Source organism: Candidatus Pelagibacter sp. PS_02 (genome assembly GCF_059418065.1).
This window is the reverse complement of record NZ_CM182079.1, coordinates 1067981-1084911: the sequence shown is the minus strand read 5'-3', so window position 1 is coordinate 1084911 and position 16931 is coordinate 1067981. Positions and strand designations below refer to the sequence as shown.

19 protein-coding genes are annotated in these 16931 nt (G+C 30.0%); 8 read left to right on the top strand and 11 right to left on the bottom strand.

Annotated features, from left to right (window positions below; genetic code table 11):
• Position 1: 1 nt before the first annotated feature.
• From AC5SL4_RS05720 to ubiA, 5 genes are all read right to left on the bottom strand, one after another.
• Positions 2-862, bottom strand: a complete 861-nt coding sequence (locus AC5SL4_RS05720; protein WP_006997759.1) for a lysophospholipid acyltransferase family protein — start codon at positions 860-862, stop codon at positions 2-4.
• The gene (gene lpxK, locus AC5SL4_RS05715) at positions 849-1793 is read right to left on the bottom strand and encodes a tetraacyldisaccharide 4'-kinase (protein WP_011281505.1); all 945 of its coding nucleotides are present in this window, start codon (positions 1791-1793) and stop codon (positions 849-851) included. The genes AC5SL4_RS05720 and lpxK overlap by 14 nt, the downstream gene beginning before the upstream one ends.
• Positions 1774-2886, bottom strand: a complete 1113-nt coding sequence (locus AC5SL4_RS05710; protein ID WP_494587614.1) for a 3-deoxy-D-manno-octulosonic acid transferase — start codon at positions 2884-2886, stop codon at positions 1774-1776. Before AC5SL4_RS05710 ends, lpxK begins: the two co-directional genes overlap by 20 nt.
• Positions 2887-3034: 148 nt before the next feature.
• Complete coding sequence (locus AC5SL4_RS05705; RefSeq protein WP_494587237.1) at positions 3035-4774, bottom strand: ABC transporter ATP-binding protein; 1740 nt, start codon at positions 4772-4774, stop codon at positions 3035-3037.
• Complete coding sequence (ubiA, locus tag AC5SL4_RS05700; protein ID WP_494587236.1) at positions 4774-5637, bottom strand: 4-hydroxybenzoate octaprenyltransferase; 864 nt, start codon at positions 5635-5637, stop codon at positions 4774-4776. The genes AC5SL4_RS05705 and ubiA overlap by 1 nt, the downstream gene beginning before the upstream one ends.
• Before the next feature lie 52 nt (positions 5638-5689).
• Between ubiA and AC5SL4_RS05695 the strand changes: the two genes are divergently transcribed.
• Positions 5690-6094, top strand: a complete 405-nt coding sequence (locus tag AC5SL4_RS05695) for a DUF2721 domain-containing protein (protein WP_011281502.1) — start codon at positions 5690-5692, stop codon at positions 6092-6094.
• On the opposite strand, the gene AC5SL4_RS05690 is transcribed toward AC5SL4_RS05695, so the two are convergent.
• The 5 genes from AC5SL4_RS05690 to AC5SL4_RS05670 form a co-directional block, all read right to left on the bottom strand.
• Positions 6091-7065 (bottom strand): quinone oxidoreductase family protein, encoded by a 975-nt coding sequence (locus tag AC5SL4_RS05690; protein ID WP_494587235.1) that lies wholly within the window; start codon positions 7063-7065, stop codon positions 6091-6093. The genes AC5SL4_RS05695 and AC5SL4_RS05690 overlap by 4 nt on opposite strands.
• On the bottom strand, positions 7065-7904 hold the full coding sequence (locus AC5SL4_RS05685; protein WP_494587234.1) for a pirin family protein: 840 nt from the start codon (positions 7902-7904) through the stop codon (positions 7065-7067). Before AC5SL4_RS05685 ends, AC5SL4_RS05690 begins: the two co-directional genes overlap by 1 nt.
• Positions 7905-7913: 9 nt before the next feature.
• Positions 7914-9452 carry a glutamate synthase-related protein gene (locus tag AC5SL4_RS05680; RefSeq protein WP_494587233.1) on the bottom strand — a complete coding sequence of 513 codons (1539 nt, stop codon included), beginning with the start codon at positions 9450-9452 and terminating at the stop codon, positions 7914-7916.
• Positions 9453-9549: 97 nt separating this feature from the next.
• Positions 9550-9960 (bottom strand): DoxX family protein, encoded by a 411-nt coding sequence (locus tag AC5SL4_RS05675; protein WP_018413556.1) that lies wholly within the window; start codon positions 9958-9960, stop codon positions 9550-9552.
• On the bottom strand, positions 9960-10196 hold the full coding sequence (locus AC5SL4_RS05670; protein ID WP_006997769.1) for a CDGSH iron-sulfur domain-containing protein: 237 nt from the start codon (positions 10194-10196) through the stop codon (positions 9960-9962). Before AC5SL4_RS05670 ends, AC5SL4_RS05675 begins: the two co-directional genes overlap by 1 nt.
• A 94-nt stretch (positions 10197-10290) precedes the next feature.
• Between AC5SL4_RS05670 and AC5SL4_RS05665 the strand changes: the two genes are divergently transcribed.
• Positions 10291-10650 carry a winged helix-turn-helix transcriptional regulator gene (locus AC5SL4_RS05665; RefSeq protein ID WP_006997770.1) on the top strand — a complete coding sequence of 120 codons (360 nt, stop codon included), beginning with the start codon at positions 10291-10293 and terminating at the stop codon, positions 10648-10650.
• On the opposite strand, the gene AC5SL4_RS05660 is transcribed toward AC5SL4_RS05665, so the two are convergent.
• Positions 10643-11305, bottom strand: a complete 663-nt coding sequence (locus AC5SL4_RS05660) for a haloacid dehalogenase type II (RefSeq protein ID WP_494587232.1) — start codon at positions 11303-11305, stop codon at positions 10643-10645. The two genes, AC5SL4_RS05665 and AC5SL4_RS05660, sit on opposite strands and share 8 nt — an antisense overlap.
• A 17-nt stretch (positions 11306-11322) precedes the next feature.
• Here AC5SL4_RS05660 and AC5SL4_RS05655 point away from each other — a divergent pair, with 17 nt between their 5' ends.
• From AC5SL4_RS05655 to AC5SL4_RS05630, 6 genes are all read left to right on the top strand, one after another.
• Entirely contained in the window at positions 11323-12024 is a 702-nt protein-coding gene (locus AC5SL4_RS05655) for an RsmE family RNA methyltransferase (protein ID WP_011281498.1), read from the top strand.
• Positions 12025-12085: 61 nt separating this feature from the next.
• Positions 12086-12901, top strand: a complete 816-nt coding sequence (coxB, locus tag AC5SL4_RS05650; protein WP_271623272.1) for a cytochrome c oxidase subunit II — start codon at positions 12086-12088, stop codon at positions 12899-12901.
• Positions 12902-12903: 2 nt separating this feature from the next.
• Positions 12904-14538, top strand: coding sequence for a cytochrome c oxidase subunit I (gene ctaD / locus AC5SL4_RS05645; protein ID WP_494587231.1), 1635 nt, complete (start codon positions 12904-12906; stop codon positions 14536-14538).
• Positions 14539-14570: 32 nt separating this feature from the next.
• Positions 14571-15482, top strand: a complete 912-nt coding sequence (cyoE, locus tag AC5SL4_RS05640; protein ID WP_006997775.1) for a heme o synthase — start codon at positions 14571-14573, stop codon at positions 15480-15482.
• Between the two features lie 121 nt (positions 15483-15603).
• Positions 15604-16140, top strand: coding sequence for a cytochrome c oxidase assembly protein (locus tag AC5SL4_RS05635; RefSeq protein WP_011281494.1), 537 nt, complete (start codon positions 15604-15606; stop codon positions 16138-16140).
• A gap of 2 nt (positions 16141-16142) precedes the next feature.
• Entirely contained in the window at positions 16143-16931 is a 789-nt protein-coding gene (locus tag AC5SL4_RS05630; protein WP_006997778.1) for a cytochrome c oxidase subunit 3, read from the top strand.

Genomic DNA, 16931 nt, shown 5'->3' with positions numbered 1-16931 from the left:
CTTACTTCCATCTATCATGAGACCATATCCATTCCCCTGGATTTTTTAAAATTGTTTTCTCCAGCCAAATGTTTAGCTCTCTAGTAATTTTTTCAGTAGAGGAGTTTTTTGAAAACTCAATAGGTTTTTCAACTTTAATATTAAAATTTACACCATTATGCCTTTTAATAGAAATTGGTACTACTTTACAATTAAATTTTTTTATAAATTGTGCGGGAATTGTTGTGGTGAATGCTTCTTGATTAAAGAATTTAGATTTTATTCCTTGAGAGACTCTCTGATCAATCATTAAGGCTATAGAGTAGCCTTTTTTATATAATTTTAATAATTCTCTAACTCCACTAGTTCCTTTTTTAATTTGATTTTTGCAAATATATTTTTTTCTAATTCTTTCCATTAATATATTTAAGAAAATATTGTTTAATGGTCGATATATTGCTGATAGATTTACACCAGATTTTTCAATTTCCATCGCCATTAATTCAAAATTACTAAAATGACCAGAAACAAAAATTACTGGGGTTTTTTCAAACTTTATTTTTTGAAGAATTTCTTTACCTGTAATATTAATATTTGATCTAAATTGATCATTTCTAAAACCTTTAAGAAACATATATTCAGACAATGTCCTTCCATAATTATTCCACATATCTTTTGTAATACTCTTAATTTTTGAGGTATTAATTTTAGGAATAGCTCTTTGAATATTAGTTTTAATGAGGTTTTTTGATCTGAAAATTGGACCAAATGTTTCAAATAATTTTCCACTGAAGTGAGATGAAATTTTTAATCCTAAAAATTTATAAATAATAAAAAGAGAAGATATAATTAAAAATTCAAAAAAATATTTAATTTTTTTCATTTAATTTAATTAGTTTGTTTGTGAGATTTTTCTCATCTGATATATCAAGACTTGATTTAACATAAAAAATTTCATTTTTATTTAAGTTTTCTAGCCTTAAATAATCTTTTTCAGTAGTTATAATATGTGCGTTGAATTTTTTTGCATTGATTATTATTTCATCAAAATCTTTTTTTGAATACTGGTAATGATCTGGATATTCTAAATCACTTACAATTTTTAATTTATTATTTTTTAACATCTCTACAAAAGTTTTGTGATTACCAATACCAGAAAAAACCAAGTAATTTTGATCTTTATCAAATTCATCTATGTTTAACGGTATATATTTTCCAGAATTAATATTAATATTTGGGTTAATTCTTTTAATTTGTTCTTTGATGGCAATTAGACTTTCTTCATTTCCATTTAAAAAAACATTTTCATAAGATTTCAGATTATTAATATTTTCTCTTAAAGGTCCTGATGGTAGTGTAAGTCCATTTCCGATCCAATTTAGATTATTAAAACAAACAATTTCTAAGTCATATTTGATAGTGCTATCTTGTAGTCCATCATCAAAGATAGCAACTTCAAAACCTTCTGAAATGGCTTCATTAAGTGCAGTAATTCTTTTCAAATTGCTAAACAAAACTCCGTTTTTACTAAGTAGTTTTTGCTCATCAGTTTGATTGGGATAAAATTTTTTAATAAAACAAGCTCTGATATTATTTTTATCTAAAATTTCTTTTATCTTGATGGCCAGTGATGTCTTGCCTGTTCCCCCAATATAGATGTTTCCAACACAGATTGTTTTAATTTTTGAATTAGAAAATTTAGGTTTTGATTTTATTTTAGTGATTAAGCCTAAAATTATTGAAAAAGGTAATAGTAGATATGAAAAAAAGGATGGTTTTTTATGATCCCAGAATTTAGGTTTTTTTAATTTCATTATTAAATAAACTATTTATCTCATCTTTAGTTTCATTAAGTATTTTTTTTCCTATTTTTGCAATTTTTAAATAGTTTTTTTTGTTATTGGGATTAGTAATTAATTTGTCTATTGATTGAGTTAAGCTTTTTACTCCATTAACTTTATAAGCAATCTTTAGTTTATTGAGTAATTTGTAGGTATCTTTAAAGTTATCTACGTGTGGCCCATACAAAACAGTAGAACCTAAGTTGGTAGGTTCAAGAGGGTTTTGACCACCATTTCCCGATATTGATTTACCCATAAAAACTATATTAGAAGATTGATAAAATTTCTTTGTCTCACCATATGTGTCCACCAAATAAATGTCTGTATTATTTAATTTTTTTGGTTTTGAACTGTGTAAAACTATATTCAAATCTAAACCTTTAATTTCATCAACTATTTTACTAACACGATGAATATGTCTTGGTATTATTATTGTTAATAAATTTTTATATTTTTTCTTTAGTTTTATGTGAGTATTTGCACAAATGATTTCTTCACCTGGATGTGTGCTTGAAGCACACCAAACTTTTTTAGGATTTATATTTTTTAAAAAAATTTTGTCTAGTTTAGTAAATTTAGATTGTTGATTATTGAAAAACTTAAGATTTCCTATTTTTTTTACTTTTGAGACGTTTAATTTTTTAAGATAATTAAATGTTTCTTCATTTTGAGGGTAGGCAATTGAAATATTTTGAAATACTGAGTTTGAAAATTTTTTTACACCCCTCCATTTATCAAAAGTCTTTTTTGTAATTCTTGCATTAAGAAGTGTTAATGGAATTTTTTTTTTATTAATAATCTTAAAGATGCTAGGCCAAATCTCAGACTCAATAAATATTGCAATAGTTGGCTTCCAGTAATTCAAAAATTTATAAGAAAAGAATATCGAGTCTATTGGAAAAAATTGATGAACAGTTTTTTTAAAATTAAATTTTTTAAATATTTGAGCAGAACTCAAAGTTGAAGTAGTTATTAAAATTTGGTTTATAGACTTATTTTTTTCAAGCTCTTGAACTAGAGGTAAAATACTTAAAAGTTCACCCACACTTGATCCATGAAACCAAATTAAATTACCACTAATACGTTTTTTTGATGGAAAGCAAAATTTTTCTTTATATCTTTTTTTATCTTCTTTTTTTTTAAAATTCTAAAAAATATAATTAATGGAGAGAATATTAGAGTAAGGGTAATTATTATTTGATATAAAAAAAACATTATTCTTTACGAATTTGCTTCTCATAGAAATTTTTATAAAGTTCTGAATTATTTAATAATTCATCATGTTTACCGTTCGCAACAACATTTCCAGAGTCAATAATGTAAATTTGATCAGAGCTTAAAATTGTTGACAGTCTATGGGCTATTACAATGGTTGTCTTATCTTTAGTTAATATTTTTAAGGCATCTTGAATTTTACTTTCAGTTTCAGAATCTAATGATGAAGTTGCTTCATCTAAGAGAATTATTGGACTTTTCTTGATCATGGCTCTCGCAATTGATAACCTTTGCTTCTCCCCCCCGGATAGCCTAATTCCATTTTCACCTATTATAGTTTCATACTTGTTGGGCAATTGTTCTATAAATTCATTCGCATAAGAAAATTTTGCTGCTGAAATTACCTCTTCATCAGAGACATTATCTTTTGCATATTTGATATTATTTTTTATCGTATCATCAAACAAAGTTGTATCTTGACTTACAAGTGAGATTTTATCTCTTAGAGATTTAATTTTTACTTTGTATATAGATTGATTATCAATCACGATATCTCCTGATTGTGCATCATAAAATCTAGGTATTAAGTTTAAAATTGTTGATTTTCCAGAACCACTGTGTCCAACTAAAGATGTCATTTTACCACCGGCTATATCAATATTAATATTCTTTAAGACATTTTCTTCATTAGAATTGTATTTAAAGTTTAATTTATTAAATTTAATGGAGGCATCGGTGATATTTAAATCCTTAGAATCGTCGAGATCTATAATTGTATTTTTATGATCAATAATAGGTAGAATTCTATTGGCTGCTGATAACCCTTGTTTTAAAGTTAAATTGATTGTTGATAAAGCTCTAACTGGCTGATAAGCGAGCATCATTGCTGCTAGAAAAGAAAAAAAATTACCTATTTCAATTTCACTCTTAAGAGCCAATTTTCCTGAATAGAATATTAAAATTGCGATCATTATTCCTGTTAAGGTTTCCATGATTGGAGACATTCTAACAAATACTGTATTTATTTTTATATTTTTATCCTTTAATTGGTCCAAATGTTCGTCAGTCCTTTTGCTTTCATATTCTTCTCTTTGAAATATTTTTACTAATTTGTGGTTTTTAAATAATTCAATTAAGTGTGTGTTTAAAAAACCTGATTTTTCTTGAGCCTCAGTAACGACTTTCCCCATTCTTTTACCAAGAGTTTTTGAAGCTAAACCAGCAATAGGAATCATTATTATTGCAATCAATGATAATTTCCAGTTCTGATAAAACATCACAAATAACAACCCAAATAGAGTTAAGCTATCCTTAAATAAATTTAAAACGGCAGTACTAAGCAATGTTGTAATATGAGTTACATCATATGTTAGGTTTGAGATGAATTTTCCAGAATGTTTTTGATCAATTAATTGAGTATCTGCTTTAATTAGAGATTTTACCATTTGTGATTGGAGAATTTTTTTAATTTCTTCTGCAACCTTAATCATAATTGCTTTTGCAAAATAGAGTGCAAAACCTTTGATTGTAAATGCTACAATTATTAATAGAGGAATTACAATTATTAAAGATTGGTCTTTTTCAACAAATATTTTTTTAATAGCAGGATCCAAAAGCCAAGCTATAGCAGAAGTGCTTGCTGCAACAAGAACTCCAAAAAAAACTGATATTAATATCTTATTAATATATTTTTTTGAGTAATCTTTATAAAGTCTTTTATAAATCTCTGAATTATTCATTAAAATTTCCCGATTACAATATTACAAAAAATAAGAAGACCAATTAAATTATTACTTTTAAAAACTTTTAAGCACATAGATGGGATTTTAGGGTTAAAAGATTTAATTTGGTAAAAAAATAAGTGAGCAATTGTTATCAACAAGCTTGCATAAAAAAAGTAATTATAATTCATCATATAGCCCACAATTAAAATAGAAAAAATTAGAAAAACATAACATGTAGATACAAAGTTTTTTGGTTTATTTTTGAATTTTATTGAAGTTGATTTTACACCTATAATTTCGTCATCTTTAATATCTTGAAACCCATAAATTGTGTCGTATCCTAGTGTCCAAAATATGGCTCCAAAGTAAAAGATAATAGCAATAGCATTTATTTCACCCTGAATTGCAGTCCATCCTAAAATTAGACCATAATTAAATGTTATTCCTAAAAATAATTGAGGCCAATAAGTAAATCTTTTCATTAAAGGGTAAGTGAAGGCTAGAGGCATAGACCCAAGAGCAAGTAAGATTGTTAAGTTATTAAAGTTAATTAAAACCAAAAGTGCAAGTAGACATAAAATCAAAGTATAAAATATTCCTAATTTTATGGAAACTTGATTAGATGCAATAGGTCTATTTTTTGTTCTTGAAACTTTTTTATCAAATTCTTTGTCGGAAATATCATTTACAATGCATCCTGCAGAACGCATTAGAACTGATCCTAAAAAAAATAATAATAAGTAAAAAAAATAATCATTTAAGTTTTTTGAGAAATCATAAGCAAGAGTTAGTCCCCATGCACAAGGCCAAAATAATAACATATAGCCAATAGGTCTTTTCAATCTTGTTAGTTCAATAAAGAGATTTAATTGTTTCATAATAATTTACTTGTAAATAACAAAGGCTAGTTTCATAATCAAACTGATTCGTATGAATATAGATTACACAGTTACAGCATTGATGTTTCCAGCCATTCCTTTATTGATGAGTGTATATAGCAACAGATTTCATTCTTTGAGCAAGCTTATTAGGCAGCTTCATGATGAACATGTGTATGAAAATCATATTCCTCCTGAGTGGAAAAAACAGTTTATAAATTTAAGTGGAAGAATTGTTCTTTTAAAATGGACTATTATGTTTGCTGCATTTGGTTTCTTATTTAATATGTTGACTGTGTTTGCCCTTTATTTGAATGAAATTTTTGCTGCAAGATTAATCTTTGGATCTTGTTGTTTATCGATGATGATTTCAATCGTTGTTTTTATGAGAGAAATTCAAGTATCAACAAATGCATTAAAATTGCATATGTCTGATATGGATGTTAATTTAGATTAATTAGGAATAATAACTGCAGGACCGGTTAATAGTCTTGCTTCTAATTCTTCATGAGCTTTTTTAGCATCATCAAGTGAGTATTTTTTTGAAATTTCAACTTTAAATTTTCTAGACAAAATTGCATCAAAAACTTTTTTAGCTGACTCAACTAATTCTTCCCTTGTCATTGTATAATGTGCAATAGAAGGACGAGTAAAAAATAATCCTTTTGCATTAATATGTTTTTTAACATCTATCGTATCAACGTAACCTGATGCGTTACCAAAAGCGACCATCATGCCTCTAACCTTTAAGGTTTCAATCGATCCATCAAATGTTTTAATACCAACACCATCATAGACAACATCAACTCCATTTTTACCTGCAATTTTTTCCACCTCTTCAACAAAGTTTGTATCTGTATAATTTATTACATGATGACAACCATTTTTTTTAGCAATAGCTTCTTTTTCTTTAGAGCCAACAGTTCCAATGACTTCAGCTCCTAATGCATTAGCCCACTGACATAAAATTTGACCCACACCACCAGCGGCTGCGTGGTATAATACTTTATCCCCTTTTTTAATTGGATAAGCTCTGTGTAATAAATATTCAGCAGTAATCCCTTTAAGCATAATACAAGATGCAATTTCATCTGAGATACCCTCTGGAACTAAAACTAATTTTTCTTGAGGAAACAATTGTTTTTCTGAATAACTTCCAATTGGCATTGAAGAGTGAGCCACTCTATCTCCAACTTTAAACAGATCAACTTCAGAACCAACTTCTTCAATTATTCCACATGCCTCTAGGCCAATTCCACTTGGAAGAGGAATAGGATACAAACCTGTTCGATGATAAACATCAATATAGTTAAGACCAATTGATAGATTTTTTATAAGAACTTCTTTTGGACCTGGTTTACCGATTTCAATATCTTTAACTTCTAAGACTTCAGGACCACCAAATTTTTCTATTTTAATAGTTTTCATTATTTTACAAATGTATCATTATGATAATCTTGAACTGCTTGCAAGATCTCTGCTTTAGTATTCATTACAAATGGACCCCCTCTAGCAATAGGCTCACCAATTGGCTTTCCAGATATCAATAAAAACTTGGCTTTAGTTAAGCTAGATACTTTTAATTTTTCACCTCTAGTTAGAATAATTAAAGTAGAATCTTTAACGGCATCATGATCTTGATTGCCAACTTTAATTTCACCCTCAACTAAATATATTAATGAATTGTGAGTTGAGGGAAGATCAAAATTAAATTCTTTTCCTTTTTCAAGCTCTACATCAAAATAAACAGGTTCAACATTGTGACCTTTAACAGGTCCTTCTGCATCTTGAAATTTTCCAGCAATCACTTTGACAGTTTTATCATCATCTTTATGAGTGCTCATTTTATCTGCATCAATATAAATATATTCAGGTTTAGTCATTTTCAATTTAGCAGGCATGTTTACCCATAATTGAAATCCATGAAGCTTACCTTCTTTCATTGCAGGCATTTCTGAATGAATGATACCACTTCCAGTTTTCATCCACTGAACATCTCCAGCAGTCATTATTCCTTCGCCACCTGTACTGTCTTTATGTTCAAAGTCGCCAGCAAGCATATACGTTACTGTTTCAATTCCTCTATGAGGGTGAGGAGGAAAGCCTCCAATATAATCATCTTTATTTTCAGAACCAAATTCATCTAACATTAAAAAGGGATCATGGTAATCAATAAGGTGAGTGCCAATACTTCTCTTTAATTTAACACCAGCACCATCTGATGCCGCAACTGGCTCTATTATTTTTTCTACTTCAATATTATTCATTTCTATCCTCTATTTATTGTTTTGCTTATTATTTATAACTCCACCAAATGACACACCAGATAGCTCGCTCATTTCCTTTTTCCACGTTGTTAAGTCGTTTATATAAAGTTTATTAAGATGATCATGTCCGCATGCTCTTGCTAATATTTTCATTAGATCTACAGATGCATTAAAAAATCTAGTTAATCTTGCAGAAGATTCGTCAATATTTAATTTTTTTCTAAGTTCTGGTTTTTGAGTGGCAATACCAGCGGGGCAATTATTTGTATTACACATTCTAGCACCTACGCATCCTATTGCTTGCATAGCTGAGTTAGAGATTGCAATACCGTCTGCTCCAAGAGCAAGTGCTTTTACAAAATCTGCGGAAGTTCTTAATCCACCTGTTACAATTAATGATACATGGTCATAACCTTTTTTATCTAAATAGATTCTAGCTCTTGCTAAGGCTGGAATTGTAGGAACAGAAATATTATCTCTAAATATTAAAGGAGCAGCCCCGGTTCCACCACCACGCCCATCAAGAATAATATAATCAGCACTAGCACTTACTGCAAATTCAATGTCATCTTCTATATGTTGAGCAGATAATTTAAATCCTATTGGAATACCACCAGTTAACTCTCTAACTCTGTTTGAAAATTTTAAAAAATCATCAACAGTTGTTAGGTCTTTGAAAGTAGAAGGAGAGATAGCATCTTCACCTTCTGGAATTTGTCTTACCTCAGATATTTTACCTTTAACTTTGTTCCCTGGTAAATGTCCACCTGTTCCAGTTTTTGCAGCTTGACCACCTTTAAAATGAAAAGCTTGAATGTTTTTTAACTTATCTTCTGAATAACCAAATTTAGCTGAGGCAAGCTCATAAAAATACTTTGAATTATTATTTTGTTCTTCTAGAAGCATTCCTCCTTCTCCTGAACAAATTCCTGTGCCAGCTCCCTCTGCACCTTTTGCTAAAGCAATTTTTGCCTCCTCTGAAAGTGCACCAAAACTCATGTCAGATACAAAAATTGGAATATTTAACGTTAGAGGTTTTTTTGAGTTTTTACCTATAATTATATCAGTCCCAACTTTATCATTATCTAGAAGAGGTTTTTTTGCTAGTTGGGCTGTAAGTATTTGAATATCTTCCCATCTTGGTAGGTCTTTAGAGGGAACACCCATTGCTCCCATTTCTCCATGATGACCAAGTTTTGTTAAACCATTTTTTGCAAGCTCATGGATGTATGCAAGATGTGGCTCTTCTTCTGTACTCGTTATTTCATTAGTGCTTGAAACTTCTTCTGATTTATTAATTTGATCAGAGGTAAAATTTTTATGCGTACCATCACAATAAGGTTTGGTGCTACTATGTTTACACATACAAAGATAAGCATCACCAGTTTCTTCAGCTTTAAAATTTATAGGCTCAAATGAAGTACCAGCATGAGACCAATCACAAAATGGTTGGTTTTTAGATTTTCCACAAGTACAAAACATGTATTCTTCATTTTGTACTAGTTCTACTTTTTTAGGTTTGTTATCTGCTATAGTCGGCTTGTCCATTAATACCCTTACTCTAATAAATTAAATCTTAAAATAATATGTAATTTTTTATAAGTGTCTTAATTTAAAGCATCAAGACACTTATATATTTAGTTAATTAACGATTATTTAATTTTTTATCTAGACTGAAATCTTTTGTTTCATTAACAACTAAGAATAAAAAACCCCCAGCAAGAGCAATATTTTTCATAAAAGATATAAACTGCATTTGATCAGAAAGATTATTATGAAAAATAACTGCTGTAGCGATGCAAAATATACTTAATAAAGCTGCTGAAACTTTTACTTTATATCCAATCATAATTAATATTGGTGCACCTATCTCAAGTATGATTGCGGGTATTAAAAAAATGCCAGGCACACCTAAAGACTCCATCCAACCAACTGTTCCTTCATAGTTTCCAATTTTATTAATTCCACTTAACAAAAAAATTAGAGAGATAAGTATTCTACCAGTCAGATCTAAGATATTGTTCATATTTTTAGTTCTTTTACTTGCTTTAATCATTACTTGCTGTGTGAACCATCGCAAAGAGGCTGGTTGTTAGTTTGTTTACAAGCACAAAAAAATACTTTTTTTGTTTCTTCTGCTTTGTAAGCTAGAGGAGTGAATTCTGAACCTTGATGAGATCCATCACAAAATGGTTGCTTTGAACTCTTTCCACATGAACACCAGTAGTAAGATTTATCTTTCTCTACATCTACTGCAATTGGTCCGTTACCTGCGTTTTGTCCTTTAGTCATATTGATCCTTTCAATTTATTTGACTTCTATTTAGTGCTTTGGTATTAATAAAGCAATAACGCAAAGTAAACATACTAGTATACAAAAACATACCATGAAAAATTTAATAGATTGTCCAGCTGAAAGAGCCGTTTACTTTCTTGGAGGTAAATGGAAAATTAGAATTTTGTTTAGTTTGCTGCAAAGTAAAAAAATTAGATTTGGTGAGCTCAAAAAAGGATTAAAAACCATTACACAACAAATGTTATCCAAGCAGCTTAAGGAACTAGAAGGAGATGGAATAATTAATAGAAAAGTAATTCGAATAATGCCCCCAAAAGTTGAGTATTCACTTACAGAATTTGGGCTTTCGGTTATGCCTATCTTAAGATCCTTTTCAGAGTGGAATAAAAGAAATACTCGAACTATTTCAGTAAAACTAAATAAGAATTTTGAAGAAAATAGAATTAGATAATATCAAGCAATTGTTTTAAGTTTTTAACCTCTTCTTTAGGTTTATAATCAAGATTATCAAAAATATTATTATTTCTGTTTACCCAAATAGAACTGTAACCATAATTTCCACCACCAGAAACATCCCAAGTATTAGCACTTAAAAATGCGACTTCTTCTTTTTGTATTTTGTATTTTTTAATTGGCATGTCATAAACTTTTGAGTCTGGTTTATAAATTCCAACTTCTTCAATTGAAAAAATATCATCAAATATATTATCTAAATTATTACTCTTAACTAATTCGTTAAGAAGAGAGGGTGTTCCATTTGAAAGAATACCTAATTTATAATTTTTTTCTTTTAATCTTTTTAAAATTTCAGGTACTTCAGGAAAAGGTGAGAGCACCTTATAAAGATTTAATAATTCATTTTTCATTGATAAATCTATTTCGTAAGCCTTCATAGATTTATCCAAACTATCTTCTGTCACCTGCCAAAAGTCTTTATGTCTATTCATTAGACTTCTAAGCCAAGTGTATTCTAATTGAGTAGTTCGCCAATAATTAGCAAAGCCTTCCCATTTATCACCAATTTTATCTTTACATTTTTCTGCTGCTGAATTGACATCAAATAAAGTGCCATATGCATCAAAAATTATTGCTTTAATATTTTTCATAAATTAACTTAACATTAATGAGTAATATTAGATTATTTTTTAAAGAAAGTTTATCACTTAATTTAACTGCTAAGCTTGATAAATCTCAATCTCACTATGTGAATAAAGTAATGAGAATCAAAGTGGGCGAGGTTTTTTCTTTATTTAATAACAGTGGAGAGTGGGAAGCAAAAATTTTAACTATTTCAAAAAGTATAGTTGAATTTAATATTACAAAACAATTAAGACAAAAAGAAAATGTAAAAGATTTGTGGTTAGCTTTTTCACCCATTAAATCAAATTATTTTAATTTTATGATTCAAAAAGCAACAGAGCTTGGTGTTACAAAATTTTTACCAATAATATTTGATAGAACAATTGTTAGAAAAATAAATAAAGAAAGATTAGAAAAAGTAATCATAGAAGCTGCTGAGCAATCTAATCGTATTAATGTTCCGCTTATTGAAGATCCCCAATCATTAAAAAGTTTTTTAAATCATGAAAAGATGGACCTAATATTCACAGATTTAAATTCTGAAAATAAAAAATTAGATTTTAATAAATTAGCTCATAATCCAACTTGTGTAATTATTGGTCCAGAGGGAGATTTTTCTGAAGAAGAAAGGGGGGAGATTCTTGCCTTTAAAGGGGTTCAGCCAATTAAAATAAACGAAAATATACTTAGATCAGAAACTGCTGTAATTTCAGCCTTATCAATTGTTAATTACCTAATTAATTGATATTTTGTCGCGAAAACTAAAGTGTAATTTTTTAAAAGACACTTTATATAGTGTGTAACAAATGAAAAAATTTTTAATAACAATTATAACTACAATGTTAATAACTAGCGCCTGGGCGGATCAGCCTAAAAACTGGCAGCTAGGCTTTCAAGATTCTGCCTCTCAAAGTATGACTGAGATTGTTAGTTTTCATAACAACATTCTCCTTCCTGTAATTATTGCTATTAGTGTTTTTGTTTTATTTCTTATGATTTATGTTTGTATAAGATTTAGAGCGTCAAAAAATCCTAACCCATCAAAAACTACTCACAATGTTGCTGTAGAGGTTTTGTGGACACTGATTCCATGTTTAATTTTGATAGTGATGGCAGTTCCATCTTTTAAAATTTTGTATAAACAAGATACTATTCCAAAAGCTGACCTAACAATTAAAGCTGTTGGTTACCAGTGGTACTGGGGCTACGAGTATCCTGATGAAAATATTATTTTTGAATCGTATATGATTAAAGAAGCTGAATTAAAAGAAAACCAACCTAGATTATTAACTGTTGATAATGAAGTTATTGTTCCAGTTAATAAAGTGGTTAAAGTTTTAATTACAGCCAACGATGTTTTGCATGCTTGGGCATTACCATCATTTGGAGTTAAGAGAGACGCAGTTCCTGGAAGAATAAACGAAACTTGGTTTAAAGCTGAAAAAGTTGGAACGTACTATGGTCAATGTTCTGAACTTTGTGGAATTGAGCATGCTTTTATGCCTATCACAGTAAAAGTTGTGACAGATGAAGAATATGCAATATGGTTAGCAGAGGCTAAAATGAAATTTGCAAAAGAGCCAATTGCAGTAAATGAATATAAAAAACTAGCGAGTAAATAAAAATGTACACAAAAACAGCATCACACGACGATCATCACACACCAACAGGTTGGAAACGTTGGGCTTACTCAACTAACCACAAAGACATTGGTACAATGTATTTAATTTTTGCAATTGTTGCAGGAATTATTGGTACAGCTTTTTCAGTATTAATGAGAATTGAATTGATGCATCCAGGTGATGGAATTTTAGGTGGCAACTATCACTTATATAATGTGTTGGTTACAGGCCATGGATTAATAATGATTTTCTTTATGGTAATGCCTGCAATGATTGGTGGATTTGGTAATTGGTTTGTCCCAATTATGATCGGTGCACCTGATATGGCTTTTCCAAGAATGAATAATATTTCATTTTGGTTATTACCAGCTTCATTTATTTTACTATTACTTTCAATATTTGTAGATGGCCCTCCAGGTCAGCAAGGTGTTGGTGGAGGATGGACTTTATATCCACCTTTATCGTCAAAAGCTGGACAACCAGGACCTGCTATGGATTTTGCTATTTTAAGCTTACACTTAGCTGGAGCTTCTTCAATTTTAGGAGCAGTTAACTTTATTACAACAATTTTAAATATGAGAACGCCAGGCATGACTTTGCATAAAATGCCTTTATTTGCTTGGTCTGTTTTAGTTACAGCATTTTTATTATTACTATCACTACCTGTTTTAGCTGGTGCTATCACAATGCTTTTAACAGATAGAAATTTTGGAACAGCATTTTTTGATGCTCAAACTGGAGGAGATCCAGTTTTATACCAACACTTATTTTGGTTCTTTGGTCACCCTGAAGTTTATATTTTAATTTTACCTGGCTTTGGAATGATCAGTCATATCGTTTCAACATTTTCTAAGAAACCTGTATTTGGATATTTAGGAATGGCTTATGCGATGGTTTCAATTGGGGTTGTTGGGTTTGTTGTTTGGGCTCACCACATGTATACGGTAGGTTTAAGTACAGACACTAAAGCATATTTTTTAGCTGCAACAATGATTATTGCGGTCCCAACAGGGATTAAAATATTTTCATGGATTGCAACAATGTGGGGTGGATCAATTTCATTTAAAACTCCCATGATGTGGGCATTAGGTTTTATATTTTTATTTACAGTAGGTGGTGTAACAGGTGTTGTTCTTGCAAATGCAGGTGTTGATACTGCAATGCATGATACTTATTATGTAGTTGCTCACTTTCATTATGTATTATCTTTAGGTGCAGTATTTGCAATCTTTGCAGGATTTTATTATTGGTTTGGTAAAATGTCTGGGTATGAGTATTCAGAATGGATGGGACAATTACATTTTTGGTTAACATTCATTGGAGTGAACTTAGTATTTTTCCCTCAACATTTTTTAGGTTTAGCTGGAATGCCAAGAAGATATGCTGATTACCCTGATGCATTTGCTGGATGGAATTATGTTTCGTCAATCGGCTCATACATAGCGGTTGCTGGCTTACTAGTATTTTTTGCTAACTTAATTTATTCTTTTTCTAAGAAAAAAGCTGCAGCTCAGAGCCCTTGGGGAGAAGGAGCTACAACTCTAGAATGGACTGTACCATCACCACCAAATTTTCATACTTTTGAGGAATTACCAAAATTTGAAGATCCAGATGGTGCTGAAAAAGTATCTAGTTAATAAAGTTACAGCTTTTTCTATATTAAATATTGATGATTAACTCTAAATTAAAAAATAGAAATTTAAACCAAGTGAATGTGTTTAATTTTTCTGAATTATTCAAGCTAATGAAACCAAGGGTAATGTCTTTGGTAATCTTCACGTGTGCTGTGGGTTTATTAATGGCGCCTTCTACAGTTTCTACAAAAGATGCAATGATTGCAATTCTTTTAGTATCAATTGGTGCAGGAGCCGCTGGTGCTCTAAATATGTGGTACGAATCTGATCTTGATGCATTAATGACAAGAACTTGCTTGAGACCAATTCCAATGGGAAAGGTTAATAAAAACCAAGCCTTAATTTTTGGAACATCACTTTCATTTTTTTCAGTAATCGCATTAGATTATTTTGCTAATACAATTTCAGCAGTATTACTGCTGTTTACAATTTTATTTTATGTTTTTGTTTATACAATCTGGTTAAAGAGAAAAACTCCACAAAACATTGTCATTGGAGGTGCTGCAGGAGCATTACCGCCAGTAATTGGATGGACTATAGCAACTAACTCATTATCTCTTGAGCCAATAACCTTTTTTCTGATTATATTTTTTTGGACACCATCGCATTTTTGGGCGTTAAGTCTTTATAAATCAGATGATTATAAAAAGGCAAAAATTCCAATGCTTCCATTAACTAATGGGATAGAGAGCACTAAAATAAATATTTTAGTTTATTCATTATTAATGTTGCCAATGGTTATTTTACCCTACGCAATAGATTTTGTTGGATTAGTATTTCTAGTACCAGCCCTAATGCTTACATTGTATTATAACATTTTATGTTTTGAGCTTTATAAGTTTAAAAAAAATAAATTTAACCCCAAGAAAGCAAAAACAATATTTGGATATTCAATTTTATATTTGTTTTTGATATTCGTTATTTTTTTGATAGATAAGATATTATGATGATACCAGACAAAAAAACTAAGCGAAAAAATATTTTAACAGCAGTAGCAATAATAGGATTTATGATATTTCTGTTTTTTTTTACACTTTATAATACGGGTGTTTTTGATAGATCAATATAGTGAAAAATAAAACCTTAACTCCAATTCTTTTAGCTGGAATATTTTTTTTAATGTTAGGACTCTCATTTGCTGCAGTACCCTTGTATGATTTATTTTGTAGAGTAACTGGGTTTGGTGGAACAACACAAATATCAAGAGAAGCGCCAGATATAATTTTAAACCAAAAAGTTAGCGTTCGTTTTGATACAAATGTAAATAAACTTCCTTGGAATTTTAAAGCAAAAACAAATGTTATGGATGTTAAAATTGGTCAAGTGAACCGAATCGAATTTGAAGTTGAAAACTATGGCAATGAAACGACTTATGGAGTTGCATCTTTCAATGTTTCTCCATCATCATTTGGTAAATATTATAGCAAATTGGGATGTTTTTGTTTTGAAAAACAGGCCTTAAAAGCAGGCGAAAAGGCCACTTATATTATGACTTTTTATTTGGATCCAGAAATGGTAAATGATCCCAATACTAAAAATATTAAAGATGTAACTATGTCCTATACTTTTTTTTCATCAGATTACTATAACCAATCAAAATTATAAAAATGTCCGCAGAAAAAAAACATGACTATCATTTAGTAGACCCAAGTCCATGGCCTATCTACGTTTCATTTTCATGCTTAATTTTAGCAATAGGTTCAGTTTATTATCTACATAGCGAAGTTTCTTGGGGAATGTATTTGGGATTAGCACTACTATTATATGGAACATACATGTGGTTTAGAGATGTTGTTATCGAAGCAGAGCACCAAGGTCATCACACACCAGTAGTACAAATTCACCACAGATATGGAATGACATTGTTCATTGCTTCAGAAGTTATGTTCTTTGTTGCATGGTTTTGGGCTTATTTTGATGCAAGTTTATTTCCATCTTTAGCAATAGGAGGAATATGGCCACCTAAAGATATTGTAACTTTTGATCCATGGGATATCCCACTAATCAATACATTAATTTTATTATTATCAGGAACGACAGTAACATGGTCACACCACGCATTGCTAGAAGGTGATAGAAAAAGCTTTATTCAAGGACTAGTTCTAACAGTGATACTTGGTTTTTCTTTTTCACTACTGCAAGTTTATGAATATCAGCATGCAACTTTTGATTTTGCAGGAAATATATATGGCTCAGTATTTTATATGGCAACAGGCTTTCATGGTTTTCACGTTATCATTGGTACTATATTTTTAGCGGTATGTTTAATGAGAGCAAGAAAAGGTCACTTTACTGAAGAGCATCACTTTGGATTTGAAGCAGCTGCTTGGTATTGGCACTTTGTAGATGTTGTGTGGCTATTTTTATTTGCTGCCATTTATATTTGGGGAAGTTAA